The organism is Marinactinospora thermotolerans DSM 45154, assembly GCF_900167435.1.
Classification (GTDB): Bacteria; Actinomycetota; Actinomycetes; order Streptosporangiales; family Streptosporangiaceae; genus Marinactinospora; species Marinactinospora thermotolerans.
Genome location: NZ_FUWS01000003.1, coordinates 308110 through 327083, shown reverse-complemented (window position 1 = coordinate 327083; position 18974 = coordinate 308110). Strand labels below are relative to the sequence as shown.

At 71.8% G+C, this 18974-nt stretch carries 17 protein-coding genes; 4 read left to right on the top strand and 13 right to left on the bottom strand.

The features are described from left to right. Positions 1–14: 14 nt before the first annotated feature. Both B5D66_RS07045 and B5D66_RS07040 read right to left on the bottom strand, forming a co-directional pair. On the bottom strand, positions 15–2525 hold the full coding sequence (locus tag B5D66_RS07045; RefSeq protein WP_078760818.1) for an MMPL family transporter: 2511 nt from the start codon (positions 2523–2525) through the stop codon (positions 15–17). Between the two features lie 36 nt (positions 2526–2561). Further along, on the bottom strand, positions 2562–3230 hold the full coding sequence (locus B5D66_RS07040; protein WP_078760817.1) for a TetR/AcrR family transcriptional regulator: 669 nt from the start codon (positions 3228–3230) through the stop codon (positions 2562–2564). A gap of 884 nt (positions 3231–4114) precedes the next feature. On the opposite strand from B5D66_RS07040, the gene B5D66_RS07035 reads away from it, so the two are divergent. After that, positions 4115–5386: an MFS transporter gene (locus tag B5D66_RS07035; RefSeq protein WP_144390005.1), complete on the top strand. Its 1272-nt coding sequence runs from the start codon at positions 4115–4117 to the stop codon at positions 5384–5386. 305 nt (positions 5387–5691) lie between these two features. On the opposite strand, the gene B5D66_RS07030 is transcribed toward B5D66_RS07035, so the two are convergent. From B5D66_RS07030 to aztB, 6 genes are all read right to left on the bottom strand, one after another. Beyond that, a complete protein-coding gene (locus tag B5D66_RS07030) occupies positions 5692–6882 on the bottom strand; it encodes an aminotransferase class V-fold PLP-dependent enzyme (protein ID WP_078760814.1) in 1191 nt (396 codons plus the stop codon). 1065 nt (positions 6883–7947) lie between these two features. Next, complete coding sequence (locus B5D66_RS07020; RefSeq protein WP_200813564.1) at positions 7948–8352, bottom strand: VOC family protein; 405 nt, start codon at positions 8350–8352, stop codon at positions 7948–7950. Positions 8353–9215: 863 nt separating this feature from the next. Then, positions 9216–10415 carry a zinc metallochaperone AztD gene (gene aztD / locus B5D66_RS07015; protein ID WP_078760812.1) on the bottom strand — a complete coding sequence of 400 codons (1200 nt, stop codon included), beginning with the start codon at positions 10413–10415 and terminating at the stop codon, positions 9216–9218. 62 nt (positions 10416–10477) lie between these two features. Further along, positions 10478–11419 (bottom strand): zinc ABC transporter substrate-binding protein AztC, encoded by a 942-nt coding sequence (aztC, locus tag B5D66_RS07010; protein ID WP_078760811.1) that lies wholly within the window; start codon positions 11417–11419, stop codon positions 10478–10480. Positions 11420–11424: 5 nt separating this feature from the next. Then, the gene (locus tag B5D66_RS07005; RefSeq protein ID WP_078760810.1) at positions 11425–12630 is read right to left on the bottom strand and encodes a WD40 repeat domain-containing protein; all 1206 of its coding nucleotides are present in this window, start codon (positions 12628–12630) and stop codon (positions 11425–11427) included. Next, positions 12627–13505, bottom strand: a complete 879-nt coding sequence (aztB, locus tag B5D66_RS07000) for a zinc ABC transporter permease AztB (protein ID WP_078760966.1) — start codon at positions 13503–13505, stop codon at positions 12627–12629. The genes B5D66_RS07005 and aztB overlap by 4 nt, the downstream gene beginning before the upstream one ends. Positions 13506–13554: 49 nt before the next feature. Here aztB and aztA point away from each other — a divergent pair, with 49 nt between their 5' ends. Beyond that, entirely contained in the window at positions 13555–14247 is a 693-nt protein-coding gene (gene aztA / locus B5D66_RS06995) for a zinc ABC transporter ATP-binding protein AztA (protein WP_078760809.1), read from the top strand. A 961-nt stretch (positions 14248–15208) separates the two neighbouring features. Here aztA and B5D66_RS06990 read toward each other — a convergent pair. The 5 genes from B5D66_RS06990 to B5D66_RS06970 all read right to left on the bottom strand — a co-directional run bounded on the left by B5D66_RS06990 (position 15209) and on the right by B5D66_RS06970 (position 17907). Next, entirely contained in the window at positions 15209–15589 is a 381-nt protein-coding gene (locus B5D66_RS06990; RefSeq protein ID WP_078760808.1) for a Fur family transcriptional regulator, read from the bottom strand. Positions 15590–15801: 212 nt separating this feature from the next. Then, on the bottom strand, positions 15802–16107 hold the full coding sequence (gene rpsN / locus B5D66_RS06985; RefSeq protein ID WP_078760807.1) for a 30S ribosomal protein S14: 306 nt from the start codon (positions 16105–16107) through the stop codon (positions 15802–15804). A 3-nt stretch (positions 16108–16110) separates the two neighbouring features. Beyond that, entirely contained in the window at positions 16111–16347 is a 237-nt protein-coding gene (rpmB, locus tag B5D66_RS06980; RefSeq protein WP_078760806.1) for a 50S ribosomal protein L28, read from the bottom strand. 85 nt (positions 16348–16432) lie between these two features. Next, positions 16433–16678, bottom strand: a complete 246-nt coding sequence (gene rpsR / locus B5D66_RS06975; RefSeq protein WP_078760805.1) for a 30S ribosomal protein S18 — start codon at positions 16676–16678, stop codon at positions 16433–16435. Positions 16679–16728: 50 nt separating this feature from the next. Beyond that, complete coding sequence (locus tag B5D66_RS06970; RefSeq protein WP_235000820.1) at positions 16729–17907, bottom strand: CobW family GTP-binding protein; 1179 nt, start codon at positions 17905–17907, stop codon at positions 16729–16731. Positions 17908–18035: 128 nt separating this feature from the next. On the opposite strand from B5D66_RS06970, the gene B5D66_RS06965 reads away from it, so the two are divergent. Beyond that, positions 18036–18644, top strand: coding sequence for a DUF2975 domain-containing protein (locus B5D66_RS06965; protein WP_078760804.1), 609 nt, complete (start codon positions 18036–18038; stop codon positions 18642–18644). Beyond that, entirely contained in the window at positions 18644–18868 is a 225-nt protein-coding gene (locus tag B5D66_RS06960) for a helix-turn-helix domain-containing protein (RefSeq protein WP_078760803.1), read from the top strand. The genes B5D66_RS06965 and B5D66_RS06960 overlap by 1 nt, the downstream gene beginning before the upstream one ends. Positions 18869–18974 lie beyond the last annotated feature (106 nt).

Here is an 18974-nt window from a genome sequence, read left to right as displayed (position 1 = left end):
CACATGGACGTTGATCAGCCCTCCGACGCGGAGCCCTCACGTCCAGAGGTCCCCGAGGCCGCGTTCACCAGCCCCGACTCCCCCGTATCGGTCGAGGCCGGCGCGGAGGAGTGCCGCCGCTCCAGGGCGGACCCCTCGACGTCGACGTTCGGCAGGATCCGGTCGAGCCAGCGCGGCAGCCACCACGCCTTCTCCCCCACCAGGTGCATGAGCGCGGGGATCAGCATCATCCGCACGAGGAAGGCGTCGAGCAGAACACCGAAGGCGAGGGCGAAGCCGACGGGTCGGATCATCGCGCTGTGCGAGAAGACGAAGCCGCCGAACACCGAGATCATGATGATCGCGGCGGCCGTCACGACGGCGCGGCCGGCCCTGACCCCCTGGACGACGGCGGTCCGCGCCGGCGCACCGTGAACGTAGGCCTCGCGCATGCCCGTCCCCAGGAAGAGCATGTAGTCCATGGCCAGACCGAACAGGATCCCCACGAGGATCGTCGGGAGGAAGTTCAGGATCGGTCCGGGGCTGTCGACACCGAAGAGACCGGCGAGCCACCCCCACTGGTAGATGGCGACCACGCCGCCCAGCGCCGCGAAGTAGGACAGGATGAACCCGAGCGTCGCGACAACGGGCACGAAGATCGACCGGAACACCAGGAGCAGGATGACCAGCGAGAAGCCCACGACGACGGCCAGGTAGGTCGGCAGCGCGTCGCTGAGCTTGTCGGAGATGTCGATGTTGCCGCTGGCCGTGCCCGCCACGCCGAGCGTGCCGGCCCCCTCCAAGGGCGCCAGGTCGCGCAGGGTGTGGACCAGCTCCTCGGTCGACTCACTCGTCGGCCCGTCCTCGGGGACGACCTGGAAGGTGGCGAGGTCGCGGTCGTCGGAGATCGCGATGGGCGCGACCGCCACGACGGAGTCCTGCCCGTAGAGCTCCTCGGCGAGCTGGAGCTGGTAGGCGGCGGCCTCCTCCTGCGTCGGCGAGCCCGGCAGGTCCGCCGCCACCAGCAGCGTGCCGTTCTGTCCGGCGCCGAACTCCTCGGACACGATCGAGTAGGCGCGGTACTGCGTGGAGTCGTGCGGCTCCGACGATCCGTCGGGAAGCCCCAACCGCAGGTCGAGCGCTGGAATGGCGACGACCACCAGGACAGCGATCCCCAGAAGGGCGCGGCCGACCGCCGCTCCGGTGCGCATCGGCCGCACCGCCGCGTCCCCGTCGCCCTCCTGGGACGCGACGGCCGGTCCCTCGGCCAGGCGCGCCCGCTCCCGGCGCGACAGGATCCGCGGCCCGGCCAGCGAGAGCAGCGCGGGGGTGAGCGTCACCGCGATCAGCACGGCGACGAGGATGGACAGGGCGCCCACGGTCCCCATCACGCCCAGGAAGCCGATCCCGGTCAGGTTGAGTCCCAGCAACGCGATGAGCACGGTGGCGCCGGCGAAGACCACGGCGTTGCCCGCGGTCCCGTTGGCCAGGCCGATCGACTCCTTGACGTCACGCCCCTGCTTGAGCTGGATGCGGTGCCGGTTGATGATGAACAGCGAGTAGTCGATGCCCACCGCCAGGCCCAGCATGACCCCCAGGATCGGGGTCACCGACGCCATCTCGACCACGTCGGACAGTGACAGTCCGGCCAGAGCGCCCACGCCGACGCCGATCAGCGCGGTGAGGATGGGCAGGCCGGCCCCCACCAGGGTGCCCAGCATGATCACCAGGACGACGGCCGCGACGACCAGGCCGACGACCTCGCCGATGCCCAGGAGGTCGGGAACGGCCATGGCGATGTCGGATCCGAAATCGACCGTGACCCCCTCCACGGGGTCGTCCTCGAACACCGCCATCACGGCGTCCTTGGTCTCCTGCGGGACGTCCTGCTGGGGTTCGGTGAAGGCGATGTTGGACAGCGCGGCGCTGCCGTCCTCGGAGACCATGCGGATGTCGGCGGCCATGTCGAGCAGGGCCTCGCCCTCCTCCAGCTGGGCGCTCTGCTCCTCCAGCGTGGCCAGGCCCTCATCGATCTCGGCCTGCTGGGCGTCGAGTTGCGGGGCGACCTGGTCGAGCATTCCGGCGGCCTCGGCCTGGGCCCGGGCCTCGTCCAGCTCCTCCTGTCCCTGCTGAAGCTCCTCGCGCCCCTCGTCGATGCCGGTGCGGCCCTCACTGACCTGCTGCTGCTGTTCGGCGCGGGCTTCTTCGGTGGCGAACGGGTCGACGGCGTCCTCGACCCCCGGCAGGTCGGCGACCTGCGCGATCCGCTCGGTGATCGCCGAGCGCTGCTCGTCGGTGAAGGCCGCCCCGTCCTCGGTCTGGAAGACGACCGTTCCGGTCCCGCCGCCCAGGCCGGAGAACTCCTCGGTCAGCCGGTCGCTGACCTCCGAGGTGGGGGTGCCGGGGATGGAGAGGGTCTCCTTCAGCTCTCCCGAGAAGAGCGCGAACGCCGCCCCCGCGGCGAGGAGGATCGCCACCCACAGGGCGATCACGGTCCGGGCACGTCTCGCCGCGCCCCGACCGAGTCGGTAGAGAAATTCAGCCATGGTTTCCTTCACATACTCAGAGGGGAGAAGCCGTGCTCAGGGCTGGGTCTCTGGGAAGGCCGACCCGTAGCCGCCGCGTGTCCTGTCGATCAGCTGTTCCAGGAGTTCCGCCCACACCCGCCTGGACTCCTCGGTGTCGACACCGCCGGTGATCGCGTGCCAGTGTTCGCGGACCACCAGCAGGCCGGCCGTGAGCGCCCCGAACATCAGGTGCACGACGAACACGTCGCTGGAGGGGTGGTGGCGCATCAGGGACGCCGAAAGCCGTTCGGCGAAGTCGCCGATCACCCGGGTGAACAACTCCAGGGTGTGGGGAGAGAAGTCGTACTCCGCGCTGCCGAGGACCCGGGTCAGGTAGGAGATGACGGAGACGAGGTCGGCCGACCGCAGGACGTCGGCCACCTGGTCGAACACGGGCATGGGGCCGAACTCGCCGGCGGCCCGGGCCGCGAGCCCGGCCTCCATGTCGCCGATGAGCGCACCGACCTCCTCACTGCACACCTCGAAGACGATGTCGTCCACGGAGGCGAAGTGGTTGAAGACGGTCCGGCGGGAGACGTCGGCCCGTTCGGCCAATTCATCGACTGTGAAGCCGAGCCCCTGCCGCTCGCGCATGAGCGTCGCCGTCGCGTCGACGATCGCCTGGCGATGCCGCGCCTTGAGCGCTTCTCGACGCCCCGGCGTGGAAGGTCGGGAGTCATCCATGTTTTTACACTAAGTGCATATTTACACTGGGTGCAGCACTGCACCGAGTGCAGCGGATCACATCCAGCCGACCGAACGGACAAGACATCCCCGGCCCGCCTTCCGAAACGGTCGCCAAAGCCCCTCGCCACCACCACGACACCGGCCGGTGCCCCCTCGCGCCCCGCCCGACAGCTCCGGCGCGCGCCGGGTCAAGGACGCCCGATCGCCGCCGCTTCGGGGAACGACCGCTTCCCCCTGCCCGGGCCGGGCCCTTACACACTCCTCTCCACGAGGTCGGCGCCATGACACAGCACACGCCGGATCCGACCGCGGCGACGGCGCCGGACAGACCGTGGACCGGGGAGCCGGGAAGGGCGACGGGAGAAGGCAGGCGACGTGCCCGGCGGTGTCGGCCCTCCCCTGGACCGGCGGGGCGCTGCGCGACGGGGTCGGCACCCGTCCCCGAACACCGAGGGCGGGACCGCCTTCGGGCGCGGGCCGGTTCGCGGGGGGAACGCGGTCTGTTTCGCGACATCGACCGGGCAAGGGAGGTCCCGCCTCCTCCTCCGGCCGGCCGGACACCGCCGTGCACGCACCGGAAAAGCCCCTTCTTCGAGCCGGACGCCGATAGGGGGCCGAAGCCCGCCCACAGGCCGATATCGGCCCCTGTCTCACCCGACTCCGAAAAGGGACAACGCCCGATACAGCACTGATGTACCACCCGAAACCTCGTCACCGAGGCCGATCTGGTGAATTCCTTTCACCCTGGCCCCGGACATGACCTCCCTTGCCCTCAACGCGATCCGGTCGTTCTCCTCCTGGTGACCTGGCCACCAGCTCACCGCCAACTTCGCCGATCCGGCCAGTTGATCTTGTTACTGCGTCACAGTGAGGTAACACCCGTGACAAGTCAGCAGGTCAGCAGGGGGATGGGAGCTCGCGTGGGGTATGTGCGACTGCTGGGCAGGCCGAGGATCGCCGGGTTGTGGGGGGCGCAGCTCCTAGCGGTGACAGGGGCGCGGTTATACGCGCTCGCGGTGATGTGGCTGGTGTGGGAGACAACGCGCAACGCCTCCCTGATGGGGTTGGCGGCGGTCCTGGAATCGATTCCCTACATCGTGATCGGCGCATTCGGGCGGAAGCTGCTGTCCCGGGTGGCGTCGTTGCGGCGGCTGGCCGTGGTCGAGGCGGTGCGGGCCGGAGGGGTTGCCTGCCTGCCGCTGCTGTGGGTGATACCGGAGGCGCAGATCCCCGTCCTGCTGGGTGTCGCCATCGTGCTGGGAGTGACCGGGGCACTGTTCGACCCGGTCCTGCCCGGGCTCGTTCCCCGGCTGGTCGGACCGGATGAGGTCCACGAGGTGCTGGGGCTGCTCGACCTGTCCACGCGGGTCGCCCGCATCCTCGGCCCCGGTTCGATCGGCGTTTTGCTGCTGGTCATGACGGAGGTCGAGTTCTACTGGATCACCTCCGCCGGATTCGCGGCGTCCGGGGTGACCCTGGCGGTGATCGGCCGCGCGGCGGCCCGTCCCGCTCCCGGCGTCGCCGAAGCCGTCAGCGCCACCCCCGAGATCCCCTCGGCCTGGCCCCTGCTGCGCGCCGACCCCGGCGTGACCTTCGCCGTCTCCCTGCACGGGCTGGGGCTGTGCGCCGCCGCGGCCCCCGCCGTCGGCCTGCCGATCCTGCTGTCCGAGGTCTATGGGGCCGGAGCCGGGACCTTCGGGATGGTCACCGCGGTCACCGCGGTGGGGTCGCTGGCCGGCAACCTCGTTGTGGGCAACATGCGGTTGAAGATCATGGGCGGTTTCCTGGGCGTCTACTGTCTGGCCTGGATCGGCGACGGCGTGACGCTGGCCTTCATGGGGGTGGCGCCCAACATGGCGACGCTGTGGGTGGTGTCCTTCCTCTCCGGTGTCGCGGCACCGTTTTGGGGCGTGACTCTACAGGCCTGGCTGGCCGAACGGTACGGCGAGCGCGAACGGCTGGCGGTCCTCGCCGCCGACCACATGGTGATCCGGGCGGCGGGCGCGCTGGGGATGATCATCATCCCGTTGTACGTGGCGGCCGCGCCGCAGGTGACCTTCGCCCTGTCAGGGGTGGCGGTGGTCAGCATGGCCGTGGTGGGAATGCTGATGGCGCACCGGATGTGGCATTCCAGAGGCGGCGAGGCCGGGTGACCTCGTCGACTCCGCCCCTGAAACCGGACATGATCCCTCTCCCCACCTCTGAACGGCCTTCGAGGAACTGACACGCCGTGGGCCGCGACGGTGCCACTCTCGCGGTTGACCGACCATCTCCGCCGATTCGGGGCGTCTCCTCCCGGACGGGACACGGGGTGATCGGTCGGCCGCTCCGCGCTCGGACCGCCTTACCCCCCTCCCGCGCCGGCCCCGCGCCCTTCAGCGAGGCGTCACGGCACCGCTCTCCGGCGACATCTCGGACGCGCCCGGCGAGGCCGACCACCACCCCTGCGAGGCGGCACTCACCCTCTCGCCCCGGCGGCGACCTCCGCGACGGCCGCCACGGCCGCGTCCACCTCCCCTGGCGAGACGAAGTAGTGCGGCGAGGCCCGCACCACCTCCGTCAACCCCCGCCGTTCCATGTCGATCCGGGTGGAGGGTCTGCGGCTCACGGTCACGGTGACCCCCCGCTCGGCCAGGAGTTCGACGACCCGGGGAGCGGGCATCCCCTCCACCGTGAAGGAGACGATCCCCGACCGTCTCGGCCCCAGATCGCGCACCTCCACCCCGTCCACGGACGCCAGCCCCTCCCGCAGACGGGCGCTGACCGCCTGGACGGCCGCCTCGACCTCGGCCACTCCCAGGTCGAGCAGGTACCTCGCGGCGGCGATCAGCCCCAACCGGTCCGCGATGCTGAACTCCCACAGTTCGAACCTGCGCGCGTCTTCGCGGACTTCGGTCCGGCCGCGTTCGACCCAGCTGCCTCCACGCAGGTCCACGCCGTCCGAGGCGAGGCCCGCGAGCACCTCCCGACGCGCGTAGAGGAACCCCGTCCCCCGCGGCCCGCGCAACCACTTGCGGCCGGTCCCGGTGATGAAATCGACGTCCAGCTCGTCGGCCCGCACCTGTACCTGCCCCACCGACTGGCAGGCGTCCAGCAATACGTAGGCTCCGGCGTCTCGTGCCAGGGCCGCCGCCTCCCGGACCGAGGCGAGCAGTCCGCCGTTGGTCGGGGCGTGGACCAGCGAGACCAGGCGTGTGCGTTCGTCCAGGAGGTCCGCCAGCGCGTCGATGGAGATGTCACCGGTCTCGCTGGAGGGGACGACGCGCACCTCCGCCCCGACCGCCTCCGCGCGGCGCAGGATGGGGATGGCGTTGCCCGCGTACTCCGCCTCCGTGAGGAGGATCCGGTCACCCGCGGCCAGCGGGACGGCACCGAAGATGGACAGCCACGACCGCGTCGCGCTGTCGGTGAACGCGATCTCCTCAGGGGCGCAGCCGAGGAGGTCGGCGAAGACCTCGTATCCGGCCTCCAGCTCCTCGCCCCGCTCGTGTGCCGCCCGGTAGCCGCCGATCTGGGCCTCCCGGCGCAGGTGACCGATCACGGTGTCGAGCACCACCGAGGGCGGCAACGAGGATCCGGCGCTGTCGAGGAAGACCCCTTCCCCACGGCAGCCAGGGGTGTCGGCCGCGGCGCGCTCGGGATCGATCACAGAAGCTCCTCCTCTTCCCGGGCATCGCGCCCAGACATTCATGGGGCCGCAGGCAAGGTGCCACCGGGCTTCCGGCATCCGCGGCCCGAGCCGGCATTCTGCCCATCCTCTCCGCCCATGTCCATCTCCCCCGGCCACGGCCCTTTCCCGGCCGCCTCCTTACTTCCCCCTCCCGCTTCCCGTGGTGAGGACGGGGTGCGGAGACGCCGGCAGGCGTGGTGACGGCCTGCCGATAGGGCGTGTACCGAGGGTGGAGCTTGAGGTGGGACGGGCTTGACCCCTGCCGCGTGGAGGTCTGGTGGCCGAGCGACGGGCGGCGCTGGAAGCGTCGCCGCTCACAGGGAAGAAGCCGGGACGACCGCCGATACGGACGCGGCGACAGGCGATCGGCGGCATCCGGTCTCGGACGCGTACCGGTCTCCCCCGGCGGGACCCATCCGCCGGGCACGGCCCGGGGGAACGACCCGTTCCCCCGCCGGCGGCGGGACGGCGCGCGGAGGCGGAAAAGGGGGAGTCGCCGAAGGAGCCGCCCGGCGGCGTCCGGGTGGAGCCGACCGGCCACGGGCCCGGCCGCCCACGCGGCGCTGTGACCACCGAACCGCACCTGGCCGTCGGAGAGGAGCGGAAGCCCGGGTCCCCCGTGATCACGGCCGGGCAGCGGGACGACTCCCCGCGATTCGAGACGGCGCCCGACCGCGTCCCCCTGTTCCGCCCGGGGGTGGGCCGGCCCCACCGGCCGCGCGAACAAGGCGCCCCTCCCGGAAGAGCCGCGCCTACCCGCGCAGTCCTGGAATCGGCCGCACCATCCCGAACAAGGTCGACCGGCTCACCGGCCGTCGGAAGCCCGACTCCCGCGCTGTCCGCCCGCCGACCTTCGACACGACCGACTACCGCGAGCACCACACCGTCGGAACGCGGCGTCGATCGCCTCAAGAGGTACCGGGCGGCGGCCACCCGGTATATGACCGGCTCGCCGTCCACCACGAAGCGACCTTTCTCCTCACAGCCGTCGACGAGTGGCCGGACCGGCTGTCATCCGAAGCCGGCCAGGACAGCGCGTAAGCGTCAGGAGTCCATGGCGGCCCGGTCGGACTCACCGCGCAGAACACAGAATCCATTGCCTTCGGGGTCGGCGAGAATCACCCATCCCGAACCATCGGGATTCCGGTGGTCGGCGACAAAGCTGGCACCGAGGCCCGGCAACCGCTCCGCCTCCTGATCGCGCGAGGTCTCAGGGCGCGAACACAGATGGACCCGGTTCTTGACCGTCTTCGCCTCGGGCACCTGGTCGAAGTGCGGCACTGGGCCCTCCGTCGACAACACCTGAGTCTCCCGTTCACCCGGTCGGGCCTCCGGGTGCGGCGGACGGCCGGTCACACCGCTCCAGAACCGAGCCAGCCCGTGGGCATCCGCACAGTCGACCGCCACGTTCCGCGATACCGAGACCACGCGCCCCGGCCTTCCTGACATCCCCACCGAACACCACCGAGTTGCGCTCACGCTTCGCACACCCGCGGCTCAGGCCCCTGGCGGCACTTTCGGCAGGCGCTCCAGCCCCTGGGAGCCAAAGGATTTCCCGGCTGTCGCGACGAACGCGCCAGCGGCCTTCGGCGGACGCCGGAGGGGCGGCTCAGCGCCGTGTTTCACTCCGGGGGCGATGATCTCTGCGAAGCGCCGCACGGTGGACAGCGATCACGTCCCGGCAAAGCGAAACCATCGCCGGTTTCCGCCCGCCGGAACCTGGACGGCCGGCATCGTGGCCGTCGGTTCCCCAGCCGGGGCCGGTTCAGGGGACCGTGCGGACCTCGCTGAGCTCGTGCTGACTCGTGTGGCCATCACCTGTACCGGTCGCGCGGGGCACGGCGTGGTTCCAGACGCGAGAACATGACGGCGAGACCACCGCGGACCCGCACACCCCCGCCTCCATGCCGTTGGCGGTCAAAGCGAAGGGGGACCGAGATCCGGTCCAACACCGTAGGCCGGTCACGGTACGCCGGTGGTGGGCTCCTCAAGCGGACCGGCCGGCGACAACACGTCGCCGGCCCCTGCATGTCCCGGCTGATCAGCGACCGAACGCTTCGCTCAGGGCGGGACCGGGTGCCCGCCTCGGCGCCCGCATGGTGTTCACCGGATTCACCGTCCCCGCGGTCCCGGGGAACACCGAGGCGCCGTCCGACATCGGACGGCGCCCCGAAGAACCGCTCGGGACCGTTTCGCCGGAAGGCCGGCCCTCGTCCGCTCGGTGGAACGGGCCGGGGGCGCGTGCCCTGGCACGCGCCCCCGACCGTCATGGCGTTCCTCGGTCGTCACGCGCCGACGCGCGACGACCTCGATCAGCCGGTGACGCCGGTGATCTCGTTGGAGGCCTCGGGCAGCTCCGTCTCCGACGTGACCTCCCCGCTCTCGATGTCGACGGCGTAGAGCCGCTTCTCACCGGGGTCGGTCACGTAGGCGGTGTGGTCGCGCACGAAGATCGTGGGACGGGGCTGCTGCCACTCGATGGGCTCCTCCCACTCGCCGATGACCGGGATCGTGTCGGTGACCTCGGCCTTCTCCATGTCGATGACGTGGATGGCGCCGTCGGTGCCCAGGATCAGCCCCTCGCCGTGCGGGCCGCGGGCCAGGGAGCGGAAGCTGTAGCTGGTGCCCAGGTCGACCAGCTCCAGCTCGCCGGAGGCGGTGTCGACCACGGAGACGCGCTCGGGGCGCTCCAGTTCGGCGTCGGGGTCGGTCTTGTAGTCACCCAGAACGTACTGCGACTCCTCGTGCCCGGCCTGGTTGCCGATGCGCCCGTACTCGTCGGGGCTGTCGACCTTGGTGATCTCGCCGTCCTGGTAGATCAGCACGCCGGTCTCACAGCCGATGACCACGGCCTCGTCCTTCGCGGTGGCCTCGCCGTGGACGCCCGGGCAGTCCTCGTTGCGCGTGATCTCCTCGCCGTTGGCGTCGCGGACCTGGATGCCGGGACGCTCCTCCTCGTCACCGAGGGTGACCACCATCGAGCCGTCAGCCAGGCGCACGGCAACGCCGTGGTGAGCGTGCTCGGTGGTGTGGGTCTCGGTCTCGGGCAGGCCGTCGCCCAGGTCAGCGGGGTCGAAGACGGTGATCTCCCCGGTTCCGTCGGCGAACAGGACCGTCCTGTCGGCGTGGTGGACCGCGTGCCCGGGCTTGGACGCCTCGAACTCGACGTCGGTCAGTTCGGCGCCGACCGCGTCGAGGACGCGGAACCCGGTCGAGGTGGACACCAGGACGTGGCGCCCGTCGCCGGCCGGGTTGAGCCGGTTGAAGCCTTCGAGGGGGATGTCCTCGACGACCTCGAACGTCTCACCGTCGATGACGTAGATCCCACCGTCGTAGGTGGTCACGATGGGCGCGGCCACCTCGGTGGCGCTCCCGCCCGCGGCGGCGGATCCGGACTCCTCGGGTTCGGGTTCGCCGCCGCCGCAGGCCGTCGCCGTCAGGCCGAGGGCGATCAGCGCGGGGAGGACGGCGGCCCGGCCGGGGCGTCGCCGGATGCCGAGGGGGTGTGACATGTTCTCCTGCTTTCATCATCGGGGTGGGACGGGGCCGTGAGGCCCCGCCAAAGGTCGGGAGGTCACTCCCGCGTCAGGCCGCGCACGATGGCGTCGGTGTTGGCGCGGGTCATCTCCACGTAGGTGGCCGCGCCCTCGCCCTCCGCGGTGAGGGACTCGGAGAAGAGCGGGATGACCTCGATGTCCAGGCCGGCCTCTTCGGCCATGACCCGGGCGAGACGGTCGGGCTGGGAGGAGTCGGCGAAGACCGCCGGGACGCCGGCCTGCTCGACCGCGCTGGAGAGGGATTCCAGGTCCGAGGCGCTCGGCGAGGCCAGGGTGGTGCCGCTGGGGATCACCGCGCCGATGACCTCGAAGTCGTAGCGCTGGGCGAGGTAGCCGAAGACGTGGTGGTTGGTGACCAGCCTGCGCCGCTCCTCGGGGATCTCGGCGAAGGCGCGCGTGTTCTCCTCGTGCAGCTCGTCGATCTGCCCGCCGTACTCCTCGGCGTTGGCCTGGATCCGTTCGGTGTCGACGCCGTCGACCTGTTCGGAGACCTGGGCGGCGATGAGGTCGACGGCCTGGCGGACACGGACCGGGTCGGTCCAAAAGTGCGGGTCGGCCTGTCCCTGTGTCTCGCCCTCGGTGTAGTCGATCGGGTCGACGGCCTCCCCGACGGCGAGGGTGGGCACACCCGCCTGGTCGGCGGCCTCGACGTTGCGGTGTACGCCCTCCTCCAGGCCGAGGCCGTTGTGGATGACGAGTTCGGCGTTCTCCAGCAGGGCCGCCTCCTGCGCCGAGATCCCGAAGGAGTGCGGGTCGGCACCGGGTTTCATCAGCACCGTCACTTCGGCCTGGTCACCGACGATGTTGCGGGTGATGTCGCCGAGGATGTTGGTGGTGACCACGATGCCGGAGCGTTGCTCTCCCTCCGCGGCGCAGCCGGACGCGACCGCGGTCAGGAGCAGGGCGAGGACGGCGGGGAGCAGCGCCCGGCCTCGGGGACGGGACGAAAGAGCGCGCATGTTCCTCACCAGCCCGTCTCAACCATGAGGTCGGGGGTGAACCCCGGCTCGAAGGTGCGTGCCAGGCGCAGGTCGTCGTTGTAGTCGATCTCGTGGACCGCGCCGGCCGCGGGGTCGTTGACGTAGGCGCGGGCCGTGTCGATCCGGATGACCGGGGCCGTCGCGGCATCCTCCGCCGGCGGCTCCATCAGCTCCGTTGCCGCGGTCTCCTCGCCGGTGGCGGGGTCGTAGGAGCGCAGGGTGCCGTCGGCGCCGAGCACCAGGACGGGCATGTCCTCGCCCGCGGCGCTCACCGCGACCGTGGGTCCCGTGTCGAGCAGGGTCCACTCCCGGGCGGCGATGTCGAGCACCCACACGCCCTCGTCACCGGCGCGGCCGGCCAGGACCGGGGTGCCGGGACGGTGTTCCAGGCTCTCGACGGGTCCGGCGTCGGCGTCCTCGGGATAGGGGATCTTCTCCACCACGGGCACCGCGTCCTCGCCCTCGCCCTCGGTCACCAGCAGCGCGCCGTCGGAGCAGCCCAGGACGGCCCCGCGGCGGGTGACCGCCTGTCCCTGCGGGGACGGGCAGTCCTCTTCGACCGTGGCCCGCACCGGCTCTCCGGCCCGGTCCAGCAGCCGAACGCCGTCACCGTCCACGACGAGCAGGTGCCCGCCGTAGGCGAGGGCCACCTCCTCGTCGAGGGCGGCGGTCTCGGTGATCTCCCCGTCCTCCAGCGCGGGACGGTCCAGCACCGTGGCGCCGCCGTCCGAGGACAGCGTGCTGACGGCGAGGTCGCCGGTGACCTCCAGTCCGGCGCCGGCCTCGACCTCTCCCACGAGCCGGGTCTCGGCCACGTAGTAGTGCGAGTGGTCGCCGTGGTCGACCGTCCAGGTCCCGCTGTCGAGGATCGCCGTGCCGGCTGCGCCGCCGAAGTAGGCGAATCTGCCGTCGGTGGCGACCTCCCGGACCCCTTCGGCCCGTCCCACCTCGGCGACCTCCTCGGTCGCCGGGTCCAGCGTGTACAGGGCGCCGTCCGCGGTGTCGGCCATGACCAGACGCCACTGCGGCTCGGCCATCTCCTGGGCGCCTTCGACGTAGCCGTGCGGGGTCGCCTCGGGGGACGCCGCCTCCGGGGGCGCTTCCTGGCCGGCGGAGGCGCACCCCGCCGTCAGCAGGAGCGCCGCCACCAGCGTGCTGGGCGGGATCGCCGATCGGTTACCGAACATCATCGTGTGACCTCGAACTCCTTGTGGGATGCCTCGGGGGAGGCCGGCGTCAGGACCGCCGAGCGGCGGTCGCGCAGGGACGCCGCGAACGCTGAGATGAAGAAGAACAGGACCGCGACCGCGGCGATCGTGGCTCCCGCCGCGGTGCCCAGGTGCCACGAGACCAGCAGGCCGGTGAAGGTGGCGAGCGCCCCCAGCAGGGCGGCCCCGGCCATGACCACGGGGATGCGCCGCGCCCACAGCACCACCGCCGCCGGAGGCGCGATCAGCAGCCCGAAGACCAGCAGCGTGCCCACCACGTGGAAGGAGGCGACGATCGCGAGCGTCACCAGTCCCAGCATCACCACGTGCGCGAGGCGGGGGCGCAGGCCCAGCGTGGCGGCCTTGCGGGGGTCGAAGGCCAGGGCCACGAAGGAACGGTGAGCCACGAGCGAGACGGCCAGGGCGACCACCAGCGCTCCGGCGAGCACGGCCAGGTCTTGGCCGCGCACCGCCAGGACGTCTCCGAAGAGGAACCCGGTCAGGTCCACGGCGAAGGAACGGGAGTGGGAGACGATGATGACGCCCAGGGAGAGCATCCCGACGAACAGCAGCCCGATGCCGGTGTCCTGGGACAGGCGCGGCGAGCGCGACAGGGCGCTCACCCCCAGCGCCATCGCGGCGGCGCTGAGCGCGGCCCCCACGAACAGGTTGCCGCCCAGCAGGGAGGCCAACGCCACCCCCGGAAGCATCCCGTGCGACATCGCGTCGCCGAGGAAGGCCATGCCGCGCAGCACCACCCACGTTCCCGCCAGGGCGCAGATCCCCGAGACGAGGAGCCCGCCCCACAGGGCTCGGGCCACGAAGGACACCTCGAAGGGTGCGGTCAACCAGTCCATGGCGAACACCGTACAATGAAAATCATTATCAAAACCACAGGGGGACAGTGTGGAACATCACGCCAGAAAAGCGGTCATACTTCACAAAATCACCGCTTCATACGGAAAACGGACGGTTCTGCACGATGTGAGCGCGGAGATCCCGGCACACCAGGTCACCGCCCTGGTCGGCCCCAACGGGTCGGGCAAGTCGACGCTCCTGGCCCTCCTGGCCGGCGTGCACCCCCCGGACACGGGCACCGTGCACCGCCATCACCGCGCGCGCCCCGCCCTCGTCCTCCAGCGCAGCGCGGTCTCCGACGCCCTCCCCCTGACCGTCCGCGAGACGGTCGCCATGGGACGCTGGTCCCACCTGGGACCGATCAGGCGGTTCACCAAGCACGACCGGGCGGTCGTCGAGACGTGCATGGAACGCATGGGCATCGCCGACCTGGCCGGCCGCCCCCTGGGCGCCCTGTCCGGCGGTCAACGCCAGCGCGCGCTGCTCGCCCAGGGGCTGGCCCAGGAGTCCGACCTGCTCCTGCTGGACGAGCCCGCCACCGGTCTGGACGCCGCCTCTCGCGACACGATGGCCGACGTGCTGGCCGGACTCGGCGCGGAGGGGGTCACCGTGGTCCACGCGACCCACGACGCCGACGCCGCCCGACAGGCCGGCCACCGCCTGGTCCTGAGCGAGGGCCGGCTGTCCTCCCGGCCCCACAACGCCGCCGTCGCGGAAGAGGTGCCCTCGGCGACCGGGTGACCCGTTGGAACGCCGGCCGAGGCGGACCCGGCCGGGGCCACGCTCCCCGTGGGCGGGCACACTCCCCATATACGGGACGGTGCCGGGCCGATCCCGCTGAGGGGAACCCGTCCCGGATGACGTGGACGCCCGCCGCCGACGTGCGCGCCCCGTTCCGTCTCGCCGCCCGCCACCTCGCGAACGGAGCCGTCGACCACCGGCCCGTTCCGGGGCCGGTCCGACCCCGCAAGGGTCTTCGCGGTTCCGGCGCGGTGCCATGGGTCTCGGAGATGGAGGCGCGGGGCCGGGCGGGAGAGGTTCCCGCTACCGCGCCGCCCCGTGGACAGGTGTCCACCGCGGCGCCGAGCAGCGGGTCGGTCGGCGTTCGAGGCGGGGCGGACCCGACTTCACGGCCCCTGAGGGTGCCGGTCCGCGGCGGCGGGGCGTGAACGCGCGAGACGGACCGACCTGCGGACACACCCACCCCTGTGAGGTGGCGTCCGCGTGAATACCCGCCGGGTGGCCGGGGAGACGGGGCCGGGCCATGGACGCCTCCCGCCCGGAGGCCGCGCTCCACCCTGAGTAGGGGGCGGCGGCCGTCGCGCGACAGCGCGAAGGGACGGCGGGCGCCTTGCACAGGCGGGAGCGTTCCCCGCGTCCGCGCCCCTGACCTTCCGGCCCGAGGGAGAAGGGCACAGACCGGCCACCGGGGTCGTGGGGCATCACCCGCGCGTCAGCGGGACGCCCGAGGAAGGGCGTCCGGCCCGGCCCGCATCCACGCGGAGGCGGGTGCGGAGTCCGTGCCCAGGAGAAGGATCGGCCGCACCGCCTCCGCGCCCACCGGCGAGCGGACCACCGGCCGCGGGACCCACCGGCGTGCTCGCCAACGGCGGTCCGCCCCCGGGCGTTCCCGGCGCGTCCGGACCCGACACGGCCGCCGCCCCACGCGGGGCGGCGCCGCGCCGATCCCGAGACGGAGGGCCTAGTCGTCGCAGGCCGGGCAGAGCCCCGACAGCTCGAAGAGGTGGTGGAGCGAACGGTAGCCGCTCGTCGCCGCGACCTGCTCGACGAAGGCCGCGATCACCCCCGGCTCGGCCACCTCCTGCACCCGGCCGCACCCCCGGCAGAGCAAATGGTGGTGGTGCGCCACACTGCCGCACCGACGGTAGAGGCGCTCCCCGTCGGGCGAGTGGACGGTGTCGACGGCCCCCTCCTCGGCCAGCCGCCGCAGCGTCCGGTAGACCGTGGACAGACTCGGTTTGCGGCCCGTCGTCCGCACCACGAGGGCGTGGACCTCCTGGGCGCTACGGAAGAAGGATTCCCGGCCGAGCGCCCGCAGCACCTCGGCGTCGTATCTGGCCATTCAGGCACCTCTCTGCCCCACCCGGGACGGCGAGCGGGCCACGGCCGGTCCCGGCCGTGGCCCGTGCTGCCCCGGATCCACCGAGCGCCGTGGAAACACCCGGGAGTACGACGAAAAGACGGTCGGGTTCGCTCCCGCGCCCCTTTCCCTGGCACGGCGTGGGCCGGGAGCGGTTCGCGGACGGGACCGGCGGGCCGCCGTCCCGTCCGGCGCTACCAGCTGGACTTGGTGACCCCGGGCAGTTCCCCGCGATGGGCCATCTCGCGGAAGCGGATGCGCGAGAGTCCGAATCGGCGCAGGTGGCCGCGGGGACGTCCGTCGATGGCGTCGCGGTTGCGCAGCCGGGTGGCGCTGGCGTCACGCGGCTGCCGGGCCAGCGCCCGCACCGCCGCGTCCCGCTCCTGCGGGGTGCTGTGCGGGCTCTTGATGATCCGCTTCAGCTCGGCCCGGCGCTCGGCGTGGGCCGCGACGATCCGGGCGCGCTGCTCGTTGCGGACGATCTTGCTCTTCTTCGCCATTGTTCAGACCTTCTCGCCCCGGGCGCGCATCTGCGCGACCACGCGCTCGATCCCCTGCCGGTCGATGACCCGGATGCCCTTGGCGCTGACGCGCAGCCGGACGTAACGCTGTTCGCTGGGCAGCCAGTACCGCTTGGTCTGGATGTTGGGGTCGAACCGCCTCTTGGTGCGCCGGTGGGAGTGCGAGACGCTGTTGCCGAAGGCGGGGGCCTTCCCCGTCACCTGGCAGATCTTCGACATCGTCGTTCCTTCCGTGGATCGGGGCGCCCGGCGGGTCCGGACGCCGTGGGGGCCGGGCGTCCCGGGGACGGGGACGCCCGGCCGGTCACTCGCCCCCGCGTCCGGAGGTCGTGGACCCGTAGGGCAGCAGCGCCATCTCGCGGGCGTTCTTGATCGCCTTGGCGATCAGGCGCTGCTGGCGCACGGTCACCCGGGTGACGCGCCGGCTGCGGATCTTCCCCTTGTCGGAGATGAACTTGCGCAGGAGGTCGACGTCCTTGTAGTCGATGTAGTCGACGCCGCGGAGCGGGTTGGCGAATCGGCGGGGTGCGGTCTTGCGAGACGGTGCCATGTCCGGGTTCTTCCTTTCAGGTGGTCGGGTCCTGGCGCGCGGCCGGAGTCTCAGGAGGCGGCGTCGAGGATCTCGGCGAACGGGTCGGTGTGCCGGGTCCACGGCCCGCCGGGTTCCCCCATCTCCTCGTCGGTGAGCAGGCAGGCGTCCAGGAGGGCGACGAGCCGCTCCTCGTCCAGGTCGATGCCGGTGAAGGAGAGGCACTGGCCGCGATCCCCCGTCTCGGGGTCCCAGTCCATGCGGGCCGCGGCCCGGCGCGCCTCGGAGGCGAGCTCCCACGCCCCCTCGGGCAGCGCCGCCAGCCACGGGCCGGCGGGTTCGATGGCGAGGGCTCCCCCGCCGGCGTCCCACAGCAGCACGGTGTCGGGGCGGCTGGCCAGCCAGAACCTGCCACGGCTGCGCAGGCCGGCGGCGACCAGTTCGTCCAGCGCCGCGTGCAGCCGGCCGGGGTCCATCGGCCGGCGGCGCCGCCATGTCACGGTGCGCACCCGGCCGCTCCGCGGCAGGCCGGGGTACTGGGCGCAGAGCGGGTCCAGTCGGACGGCGGCGGAGCGGGGGTCGAAGCGTCCCTGGAGCAGGTCTGGCAGCCGAGCGCTGTCCACGGGGAGGACCGCCGCGGCCGGGTTGAGGTGTTCGAGCAGCGCCCGGCGTTCCTCCCTGTGGGCCTCGTCTGCGGGTTCTCCGGCCAACGCCAGGATGGTCGGGTACTCGATCTGGCGTGTCAGCACCTCGGCCACGGTCCGGTCGTCCTCTACGGCGATGCCCAGGCCGCGTTCGGCGATGTCGTCGTCGCAGGAGAGGTCGGCGATGAGCAGGCCGGCGTCCACCGCGGTGATCACCGCGGCCAGGTGGAGCCGCCGGCTCACCGGCCGGCCGTCGACGAGCATGTCGAACGCCTCGGCCACCAGCCGGGGTTCGACCCCCTCCCAGGTCTCCACCAGGCACACGGGGGGTGCTCCATCGCCGGCGAGGTCGAGGAGGAAGGGGAGCAGGTCCTCGCGCAGCGTGCAGGTGATGCAGGCGTGCACGAGTTCCACGGGTCGTTCGTCGAGGACGCCCCGCGCGTCGCGCACCACCCGCCGGACCTCGCCGTCGGCGATGGCGCCGAGGTCGTGGTGGACGGCGATGGAGCCGGGGATGGCGCGGAGGAGGTGGTCGACGGTCCGGGAACGCGCCGCGTGGTGGAGGCCGGAGACCACCACCACGCGCATGGTCTCGGTGGGCAGCATGAAGGGACCTCATTCCCAGCATTGAAAACGATTTTCATTATCGTACATGAGATCTCCCGCCACTTGACAGATGCATATCGTTTTTCGATAACATCGAAAAACGATATGCGACCGAGTAGGAGAAGAGCATGGAGAACCAAACACGCTGGTCCCGCCTCAACGACCACCTGCTGGAGGGAGCACTCGGAGTGGCGCTGCTCCTGGTCGGCCTGTTCGACCTGCTCCTGCCGCTCCTGGGAGTGGCCGGCCTCCTCCCCATGGAGACGACGCGCCTGGTCCACATCGACACCCCCGCCCCACCCCCGGGGATCATGGACGCGGACGGCATGACCCTGCGCGCCGCCTCCACCGCCGAACTCGCCCTGACGGATCCCGGCCTCCCCGAGCGGCTGCTCCTCGCCCTGCCCGGGCTCACCGGCACCGTGCTGCTCGTCGTGGTCCTCGGACTCCTGCTGCGCATGGCCCGGAGCCTGCGCTCCGGTGATGTGTTCATCCCCGGCAACGTCTGGCGCCTCCACACCATCGCCCTGGCCGTCCTCCTGATCGGGCTCGCCGTTCCGCTGGTGGAGGCGGTCAGCACCGACCTGCTCGTGGGCGCCACCCCGCTGCACTCGATGGTCCCCTTCCACTACGAGTTCTCCACCGGCCACGTCTTCCTGGCCCTTCTCGTCTCGGCCGCGGCCGAGGCGTTCCGCCACGGTTCCCGGCTACGCGCCGACACCGAGGGACTGGTCTGATGCCGCCCGAGGAGTCCCATCGGATCGAGGTGCACCTGGACCGCCTCCTGGCCGAACGAGGGATGACCTTGAGCGAACTCGCCGGCCGGGTCGGCGTGACCGTCGCCAACCTGTCGATCCTGAAGAACGGGCGGGCCAAGGCGATCCGCTTCAGCACCCTCAGCGCCGTCTGCCGCGAGCTCGGCTGTCAGCCCGGTGACCTGCTCACCTACGGCGACCCGTGACCCTCGCCGGTCCCCTCGTCGCCCACCCGACGGCCAGGATCGGGGCGAAGAGGAGGGGGAGCGAGAAGCGGGTGGGCGGGTCCTGCCCGCCCGGCCACGGCCGTAT